1 protein-coding gene is annotated in these 942 nt (G+C 54.2%); it reads left to right on the forward strand.

The window, feature by feature from the left end:
• On the forward strand, positions 1-878 hold an 878-nt coding region (locus QPK27_RS25180; RefSeq protein WP_290420883.1), incomplete at its 5' end, for an IS481 family transposase.
• Between the last annotated feature and the right edge of the window lie 64 nt (positions 879-942).

The following is a 942-nucleotide window of genomic DNA, read 5'->3' on the forward strand; positions in this document are numbered from 1 at the left end:
GGGGGCCACGCAAGCTTCAAGGGTTACTTTCTGAGGAAACCGCAAGGCCTCACCCCAACACCATTGCGGCGATCCTGCGTAGACACGGACGACAGGTAATCCTTTCAGGCGATGCTGGGCCTCCAGCGAACAAGCGCTTCGAGCACGAGGCTCCGAATCTGCTGTGGCAAATGGATTTCAAGGGCCACTTCGCATTGACTGACCCAAATGCTGGACGGTGTTATCCGCTGACAGTTTTGGATGATCACTCGCGCTTTGCCATTTGTCTCAAAGCGTGTCCCGGAGAGACAGCTGAGCATGTGAAACATGCGCTGGTAGACGTATTTCGGCAATACGGCCTTCCTCAGCGCTTCACCTGCGACAACGGCAACCCTTGGGGGACGCCAAAGCAAAATGGGCTTACCAAGTTCGAGGTTTGGCTTCTAAGACTCGGCGTACGCGTCGGTCATAGCCGTCCAATGCACCCTCAGACCCAAGGAAAAGATGAGCGATTCCATCGCACGCTCAAACTCGAGTTGTTGGAACGAAGGGGTTTCCACTCGCTCGATGCGTGCCAGTACGCCTTTGACGATTGGCGCGAACAATACAACACCATACGCCCGCATCACGCGTTGAACCAAAGACCACCGGCCAGTCGCTATATCATCAGCGCACGCCGATATCCGGAAGAGCTACCGCTGATTGAATACGACGAAAATGAGGTCGTACGAAAAGTGCGAGGCAATGGCCACATCAGCTACAAGACACATCAACTTTTTGTAGGTGAAGGCCTGGTAGGGGAGCCTGTCGCCATCCGTCCAACGGACACCGATGGGCTCTTAAGCGTCGTGTTTTGTGATCGAGAGGTCGGTAGAATCGACCTCCGGATTACGGGCTAGAATACGAACAACATGTGTAACCCATGTCCCTAGACATGTGTCACCCATGTCTCTGTGCCAAACA

It is taken from the genome of Massilia sp. YIM B02443, from assembly GCF_030411955.1.
GTDB lineage: Bacteria > Pseudomonadota > Gammaproteobacteria > Burkholderiales > Burkholderiaceae_D > Telluria.